Raw genomic sequence first — 8281 nt, 5'->3', positions numbered from 1 at the left:
GGCGGGCGGCGGGGAGAGTGCGTGGTGAGCGGGTGGGCACGACGGTCGCGGTGCGCCCCGGCGGCGGGGTGTCCGGAAAAGGGGGCAGGGTGAGCACGCGGGCGCGACCTGCGCCGCGCAGCCCCATGGCCACGGACCACGTGTCCGGCGGGCCGGCGGCGGCACGTGAAGAGGGGGCACGGTGAGCGGGCGGGCACGGTTGGCGCTGTGGGCGTGGGGGGCCACGCTGATGACGGCGTGTGCGCTGCTGCCGCTGGTCGACCCGGCGTTCTGGATCCTGGAGGCGGCGATCCTGCTGGCGGTCCAGTCGGGGGTGGGCATGGCGGCCCGCAGGGTGCCGCTGGCCCGGCCGCTGACCATCGCCGCGCAGGCCGTGACCGGGCTGATGCTGCTCACCCTGGACTTCGCCCGCCGGCAGGCCCTCGCCGGGGTGATCCCCGGACCGGACGCCTTCCGGCACTTCGGCGAGCTGCTGCGGCAGGGCGGCGACGACATCGCGCGGTACGCGATCCCCGCCCCGCTCGGCTCCGACGGCATCCGGCTGATGCTGGTCGGCGGCGTGCTGGTGATCGGCCTGCTGGTGGACACCCTCGCCGTGACCTTCCGCAGCGCTGCCCCGGCGGGGCTGCCGCTGCTCGCCCTGTACTCGGTGGCCGCGGGGCTGTCGGACGGCGGCGCCGACTGGCTGTGGTTCCTGGTCGCGGCGGCCGGCTATCTGATGCTGCTGCTGGCCGAGGGCCGCGAACGGCTCTCGCAGTGGGGCCGGGTCTTCGGCGGGGCGCCCCGCCTCCCGGGCGGCGACCGCGGCGGCGCCGTGGCCCCGGTGCGCACCGGGCGCCGCATCGGCGCGCTGGCCCTGGGCGTGGCGCTGGCGGTGCCGCTGGCGCTGCCCGCGATGGACGGCGGGCTGCTGGACGGTGCCAGGACGGGCGTCGGCTCCGGCACCGGGGGCGGCGGCACGATCTCCGCGGTGAACCCGCTGGTCTCCCTGCGCGACAGCCTCAACGTCGACGAGGACCGCCAGGTCCTGTCCGTGAAGACCGACTCCAGCGACGTCTCCGGCCTGTATCTGCGGATCGTGTCCCTGGACGACTTCGACGGCAGCACCTGGAAGCCCTCCAAGCGGAACATCACCGCCGTCCCGGAGGGCACGTTCCCCACTCCGGCCGGACTCGGCCCGGACATCGAGCGCGTGGAGACGGAGACCACGATCTCGGCCGCGGACTGGTACGCCCAGGACTGGCTGCCGATGCCGTACCCGCCCACCGGCGTCCGGATCGGCGGCAACTGGCGCTACGAGCCCGTCGGCATGACGCTGGTCGGCGACCACGGCCAGAACACGCGCGGGCTGACGTACGAGGTGCGGAGCCTGGACGTGCGGCCGACGGCGGAGCAGCTCGCCGCGGCACCGCGGCCGCCGGCGGCCCTGAGGCGGGAGTACACCGAGCTGCCGGACTCGCTGCCGCCGGTGGTGGCGCAGACCGCCCGGGACGTCACCGAGGGCGCGTCGAACCCGTACGAGCAGGCGGTCGCGCTCCAGGAGTACTTCGCGATCACCGGCGGTTTCCAGTACGACACCCAGGTGCAGGTCGGCAGCGGTTCGCAGGCGATCGCCCGGTTCCTGAAGGACAAGCAGGGCTTCTGCGTCCACTTCTCCTTCGCCATGGCGGCGATGGCCCGGTCCCTGGACATACCGGCGCGGGTCGCGGTCGGGTTCGCGCCGGGCTCCCCGCAGGGGGACGGTTCGGTGGCGGTGGGGCTGCGGGACGCGCACGCCTGGCCCGAGCTGTACTTCGAGGGGGTGGGCTGGACCCGGTTCGAGCCCACGCCGACGCGGGGCTCGGTGCCCTCGTACACGGTGGAGAACACGCCGGGCAACGCGGTCCCCGACCCGGCGCTGCCGTCCCGGGACGCGACGTCGGCGCCGTCGGCGGCGCCCTCGGAGAGCGACAGCTGCTCGGCGCAGCAGCGGAAGCTGGAGGCCTGCCCGAGCGAGTCGGCGGCGGCGGTGCCGGTCTCGGGCGGCGGCGGACCGGACTGGTTCGAGATCCTGGCCTGGTCGCTGGGCGGGCTCGTGGTGCTGGTGCTCCCGCTGACGCCGATGCTGTGGCGGATGCGGATCCGGTCGGTCCGGCTGGGGGCGCACGGGCGCGGCGAGGCGGACGCGGTGCCGCACGTCCTGGCGGTCTGGGAGGAGCTGACGGACACGGCCTGGGACTTCGGCATTCCGCCGGAGGAGTCGCAGACGCCGCGCAGGGCGGCGGACCGGATCGTCCGGCTCGGACAGCTCGACGCGGCCGCGGCCGCGGGGGTGCACCGGGTGGCGGACGCGGTGGAGCAGGTGCTGTACGCGCCCCGGCCGCGTCCGGCCGCCGGTCTCACGGAGGACGTGCACCGGGTGAGCGCGGGACTGCGGGCGACGGTCAGCCGCCGGACGGCACTGCGCGCGCGATTCGCCCCCCGTTCCACCGTCCGGGTGGCGTGGACCGCGTCGGCCCGCTGGACGGCCCTCAAACACCGAGCCTCGGCGTCCCGCCCGACCCTGCGGAAGACGTCGGGACAGCGGGGCTGAGCCCCGAGCCCGGGCAGAAGGTCCGGCGGGGACGTGCCCGGACCTGAGCCAACGCCCGGCCCGGACACCGGGCCGGGCCGGAGGTGGAGGCGGCCCGGCCGGGCCTGAGGGAATCCCGGCCGGACGTGGAGGCTCCACGGTCGGCCACCGGAACCCGGCGGACCTGGGCGAGCCCGAGGGCAGGCGCCGGGGCCGGCCCCGGACCTCCGGGCGCTCCCGGCCGGACTCCGGCCCTGGTCGCGGGCCGGGGAGAACCCCGGCCGGACCCGAGGCAGCCCGTTCACGTGACGGGCTGGGTCCGCGGGTCGGCCGGCCGGCGTTCTGATGGCGTGCCGGCATGCGTGAGGGGGTGGCCACCGGATCGGTGGGCACCCCCTCGCGCGAACCTGTCGTGGTGCGCGGTGGCCGGCTACTGGCCGCCCTGCTGCTCGTCCCGGCGCCGCTGCCAGCGCTCCTCGATGCGGTCCATCATGGAGCGTCTTTGCCGCGCCTGACGGCGGGCCTGTGGTCCGGCGCCCGCGGCGCCCGCGGCGGGCTGCTCGCCCGGCTTGGGGGCCTTGCGCCAGCCGGTCACGGCGAGGACCGCACAGCCCAGCATGACGAGGAACCCCACCACGCTGAGCCAGACCTGCTTGGCGACCATACCGGCCATGAGGAGCGCAATTCCCACGAGGAAGCCCGCGACCGCCTGGTAGACCCGCCGCCGGGTGTACGTACGCAGCCCGCTTCCCTCGAGCGCCGACGCGAACTTGGGATCTTCGGCGTACAGCGCTCGCTCCATCTGCTCGAGCATGCGCTGCTCGTGCTCCGAGAGCGGCACGGAGTCCTCCTCATCGTGCAGTCGCCGGGGCGACCCGGGGGGTCCCTTCAGGATAGGCAGGGAATCGCCCCCGTGAAACCCGCCCCTCTACGCCAATTGGCCAACCGGACTCCGTCATGTCCTCGGTGTCCCGCGCGACCAGCTCCCGGTAGCCCGGCTCGGTGTCGAGCAGTTCCCGGTGGCTCCCGGTGGCGGCGGCCTTGCCGTCGACCAGGTAGTGCACGACGTGCGCCCGGTCGAGCACCAGCGGGGACGTACTGGCCAGCACCGTCGTGCGGCCCTCGCGCGCCTCGCGCAGCCGCTCCGCCACCGTCGCCTCGGTGTGGGCGTCCAGCGCGGAGGTCGGTTCGACGGCGAGCAGCACCTCGGGGTCAGCCAGTAGGGCCCGGGCCAGCCGGACGCGCTGCCGCTGGCCGCCCGACAGATCGCGGCCCTGGGCGGCGACGACCGTGTCCAGCCCCTCGGGCAGCCCCCGGACGATGTCGTCGGCGGCGGCCGCGCCGACGGCACGGGCCAGGCGAGCCTCGGAAGGGGCCTCGGCGTGCGCTGGGGCGTCCGCGGACTCATGGTGGCCGGTCGCGGCCGTGCGGTGGAGCCGGACATCGGCACCGACCGGCGCTCCGGCGTGCTCTCGTGCGTCCGCGGGCCCATGGCGGCCGGTTGCGGCCGCGCCGCTGTGCCGGGCATTGACACCGCCCGCGTCCCCCGGGTGGGGTCCCCCCGCGTCCCCCGGGAGGGGTCTCCCCGCATCCCCCGGGCGGCGTCCGCCCGCGCCGCTGCGCCGGGCATCGACACCGCCCGCGTCCCCAGGGAGGGGTCCCCCTGCATCCCCCGGATGGCGTCCGCCCGAGCCGCTGCGCCGGGCGCCGACACCCCCCGCGTCCCCCGGCTGGGGCCCGCCCGCGTCCCCCGGACGGGGTCCCGTGGCGATCACCTCGCGCAGGGGGCCCGTGAACAGGTCGGACTCCGCGTCGGCGATCAGGATGCGTTCCCGTACGAGCGGCAGCGGCACGTCGGACAGCGGTACCCCGCCCCAGGTCACCTCGGAGGGGGCGTACCGGCCGAGCCGGTCGATCACGGCGGCCGCGTCGGCGGGCCGCGCCCCGGCCAGCACGGTCAGCCGCCCCGGCGCCACCCGCACCCCGGACGCCGGGTCGTACAGCACCGACGGTTCCGCCGGGGCCTCGCGCGTGCCCTCCTCCGACTCGGGCTCCAGCCGCAGGAACGCGACCACGCGGCGGGCGGCCACCACGCCCCGGCTCAGCTGGTGGCTCATCTCGATCAGGAACGCCACCGGCCAGCCCAGCGCCACGACATAGCCGTACACCGACACCAGCTCGCCCACGCTGATCTCGCCGCGCGCCGCCAGCCGGGCGCCCAGCCAGGTCACCAGGCCCAGGAACAGCATCGGCAGCCCCACGCCGATGGCCTGGATCCAGCTGGTCACCGCCCCGACCCGGTACCCCTGCTCGCGCAGCCGCGCCGAGTCCCGCCGGAAGGCGTCCGCGACCAGGCTCTTGCCGCCCAGCCCGTTCAGCACCCGCAGGCCGCCCGCCAGGTCGCCGATCCGCGCCGTCAGCACGCCCTGCCGCTCCCGGTACTCCGTCTCCCGGCCCTGCAACCGGCCCATCAGCGGGCCCAGCAGCACACCCAGCACCGGCACGCCGAGCAGCACAACGAGGGCGAGGCTCGCCGACACCGACAGCATCAGACCGCCGACCGCCGCGTACGCGACGACCGCCCCGACGCCGGGCCCGACCGCCGTCAGCGACTGGCTGATCGTCTGCACGTCGCCCACCCCGATGGTGACGACCTCACCGGTCCCCACCTGCCGCCGCAGCGCCGCGCCGAGCCGGGTCGCGTGCCCGACGACGACCTTGACCGTGCGGAAGTTGGCGTCCATCCGCACCCGCGTCATCGTGCGGTGCCGCAGGACGCCCAGCCAGGCGTTGACGGCCCCGGCCGCGGTCAGCGCGCCCGTCCACAGGGCCAGCGCCCCCAGGTCGCCGGGCTCCAGCCCGTGGTCGACGGCCCGCGCCATCAGGTACGGCGTCGCCGCCAGCAGCACCATCCACGCGCTGGCCAGCACCGCCCCCGCCGCGCAGCGCCGCCACTGCCGTCCGACCAGCCACCCCAGGTACCGCCAGCCGCCCCGCAGGTCGGGCGTGCCGGGGTCCTCGTACGCGTCGACCGAGGTGCCGCCCGTGCGCCACCCTCCGGCGCCGCTCACGCGAGACTGTCCCGCCACGCCCGGTGCAGGTCCGCGAACCGGCCCGTCCCCGCGATCAGTTCGGCCGGGGCGCCGTCCTCCACGATCCGGCCGTGCTCCATCACCAGCACCCGGTCGGCGATCTCCACGGTCGACAGCCGGTGCGCGATCACCACCGCCGTACGGCCCTTCAGCACCGTCGTCATGGCCCGCTGCACCGCCCGCTCACCCGGGACGTCCAGCGAGCTGGTCGCCTCGTCCAGGATCAGCACCGCCGGATCGGCGAGCAACGCCCGCGCGAACGCGACCAGTTGCCGCTGCCCGGCGGAGATCCGGCCGCCCCGCTTGCGGACGTCGGTGTCGTAGCCGTCGGGCAGCGCGGCGATGAAGTCGTGGGCGCCGATCGCCTTCGCGGCCCGCTCGATCTCCTCCCGCGTCGCCTCCGGACGCCCGATGGCGATGTTCTCGGCGACCGTGCCGGAGAACAGGAACGCCTCCTGCGTCACCATCACCACCCCGCGCCGCAGCTCGGGCACGGCGAGGTCGCGCAGGTCGGTGCCGTCCAGCAGGACCCGCCCGCCGGAGGGGTCGTAGAACCGGGCGAGCAGCTTGGCCAGCGTCGACTTGCCCGCGCCCGTCGAGCCGACCACGGCCACGGTCTGCCCCGCCGGGATCGTCAGGTCGAAGCGGGGCAGCACCTCACCGCCGGTGCGGTAGCCGAAGCGGACCGCGTCGAAGACGACCTCGCGCCCGGGATGCTCCGACACCGGCGGCGGCAGCTCCCTCGGCGTGGCCGGCTCGGGCACCGACGGCGTCTGGGCCAGCAGTCCGGCGATCTTCTCCAGCGAGGCCGCCGCCGACTGGTAGGAGTTCAGGAACATGCCGAGCCGGTCGATCGGGTCGTACAGCCGGCGCAGGTACAGCACGGCCGCCGCGAGCACACCGAGAGCCAGCGTGCCGTCCGCGACCCGGTACGCGCCCCACAGCACGATCCCCGCGACGGTCGTGTTGGCGACCAGCCGGGAGCCGACGACGTAACGGGCCATCTCCAGCAGCGCGTTGCCGTTGGTCCGCTCGTGCCGCCGGTTCAGCGCGGCGAAGTCGGCGTCGTTGGCGGCCTCCCGGCGGAAGGCGCGCACCGGCCGGATGCCGTTCATCGTCTCCACGAACTTGACGATCACCGCCGCGATCGCCGTCGACCGCTGCCGGTACACGCGCCCCGCGCGCCGCTGGTACGTCCGCACGAGCGCGTACAGCGGCCCGAACGACGCCACCGCGACCGCGCCGAGGCCGAGGTCCAGCCACAGCAGCATGGCCGAGATGTAGACGAAGGACAGGACGACCGTGATCAGCTCCTGAAGCCCCTCGCTGAGCAGCTCCCGCAGCGACTCGACGTCCGTGGTGGAGCGGGAGATGAGCCGCCCCGACGTGTAGCGCTCGTGGAAGTCGACGCTGAGCGCCTGCGCGTGCCGGAAGATCCGGCCCCTGAGGTCCAGCAGCACGTCCTGGTTGACCCGGGCCGACGCGGCGATGAACCCGTACTGGAGGGCCCCGGCGGCCAGCGAGCACAGCAGGTATCCGGCGCCGACCGCGACCAGCGGCCCGTGGTCGCCGTCACGGAAGGCCGGCACGGCACGGTCGATGGCGTACGCCACCAGCAGCGGTCCCGCCTGCACGGCCGCCTGCTGGAGCAGCAGGAACAGGACCGTGAACGTGACGCGGGCCCGCAGGGGCGCCAGCAGCGAGCGCAGCAGCGCGGCCGTGGCACCCGGCGGGCTGGGCAGGACGTCGCGGTCGAAGTCGTCGCCGGGCTGCTCGGCGCCCGTGGTCCGGGGCGGGTCCTCCGCCTCGCCGGGAGCGGGCGGGGAGGTGATGGGGGCCGTCATCGCCGGTCGTCCTCCAGTTCCTCGGCGCCGGACATCAGATGGGCGTACTCGGCGTTCGTGCGCAGCAGTTCGTGATGCGTGCCGACGGCGGCGATCCGGCCTCCGGACAGCAGGGCCACCCGGTCGGCGAGCAGCACGGTGGAGGGGCGGTGGGCCACGATCAGCGCGGTGGTGTCCGCGAGCACGCGGCGCAGGGCGGCCTCGACGGCGGCCTCCGTGTGCACGTCCAGCGCGGACAGCGGGTCGTCCAGGACGAGGAACCTCGGGCTGCCGACCACGGCCCGCGCGAGCGCGAGGCGCTGCCGCTGGCCGCCGGACAGGCTGAGGCCCTGCTCGCCGACCTGGGTGCCGGTGCCCTGCGGCAGGGCATGCGCGAAGTCGGCCTGCGCGACGGAGAGCGCCCGCTCCAGGGCGTCGGGACCAGTGCCCTCACCGGCGCCCATCAGCACGTTCTCGCCGACGGTGGCCGAGAAGAGCGTGGGCTCCTCGAAGGCCACGGCCACCAGGGCGCGCAACTCCTCACGGGGCAGGGCGGCGATGTCCTCCCCGTCCAGCGTGATCCGCCCCTCGGTCACCTCGTGCAACCGGGGAATCAACGAGGTCAACGTGGTCTTCCCACTCCCGGTACCCCCGACGAGAGCCATGGACTCCCCGGACCGGATATGCAGATCGAGCCCGTCGAGGAGGGGCGGGGAATCGGGGGCTGCGTCGGGATAACGAAACCGCACCCCCTCAAAGCGGAGGCCACCATCCCGCTGAGCTGCGGGCAATCGTGCCGCTGGGGCGGCACGGGT

Annotated in this window: 5 protein-coding genes; 1 reads left to right on the top strand and 4 read right to left on the bottom strand. The window is 75.3% G+C overall.

The window, feature by feature from the left end; translation table 11 throughout:
- Positions 1 to 229: 229 nt before the first annotated feature.
- Positions 230 to 2572 (top strand): transglutaminase TgpA family protein, encoded by a 2343-nt coding sequence (locus GTW67_RS27885; protein ID WP_202437791.1) that lies wholly within the window; start codon positions 230 to 232, stop codon positions 2570 to 2572.
- 409 nt (positions 2573 to 2981) lie between these two features.
- Here the strand turns inward: GTW67_RS27885 and GTW67_RS27880 are convergent, their stop codons facing one another.
- The 4 genes from GTW67_RS27880 to GTW67_RS27865 form a co-directional block, all read right to left on the bottom strand.
- Positions 2982 to 3392: an SCO2097 family morphological protein gene (locus tag GTW67_RS27880; RefSeq protein ID WP_161167529.1), complete on the bottom strand. Its 411-nt coding sequence runs from the start codon at positions 3390 to 3392 to the stop codon at positions 2982 to 2984.
- A gap of 10 nt (positions 3393 to 3402) precedes the next feature.
- Positions 3403 to 5622 carry an ABC transporter transmembrane domain-containing protein gene (locus GTW67_RS27875; RefSeq protein WP_346010755.1) on the bottom strand — a complete coding sequence of 740 codons (2220 nt, stop codon included), beginning with the start codon at positions 5620 to 5622 and terminating at the stop codon, positions 3403 to 3405.
- Positions 5619 to 7487, bottom strand: coding sequence for an ABC transporter ATP-binding protein (locus tag GTW67_RS27870; protein ID WP_161167528.1), 1869 nt, complete (start codon positions 7485 to 7487; stop codon positions 5619 to 5621). Before GTW67_RS27870 ends, GTW67_RS27875 begins: the two co-directional genes overlap by 4 nt.
- The coding region (locus tag GTW67_RS27865; protein WP_161167527.1) for an ABC transporter ATP-binding protein at positions 7484 to 8281 on the bottom strand (798 nt) is incomplete at its 5' end. The genes GTW67_RS27870 and GTW67_RS27865, both read right to left, overlap by 4 nt.

Source organism: Streptomyces sp. SID5910, assembly GCF_009862125.1.
Classification (GTDB): Bacteria; Actinomycetota; Actinomycetes; order Streptomycetales; family Streptomycetaceae; genus Streptomyces.
This window is presented reverse-complemented; position numbering and strand designations above follow the sequence as displayed.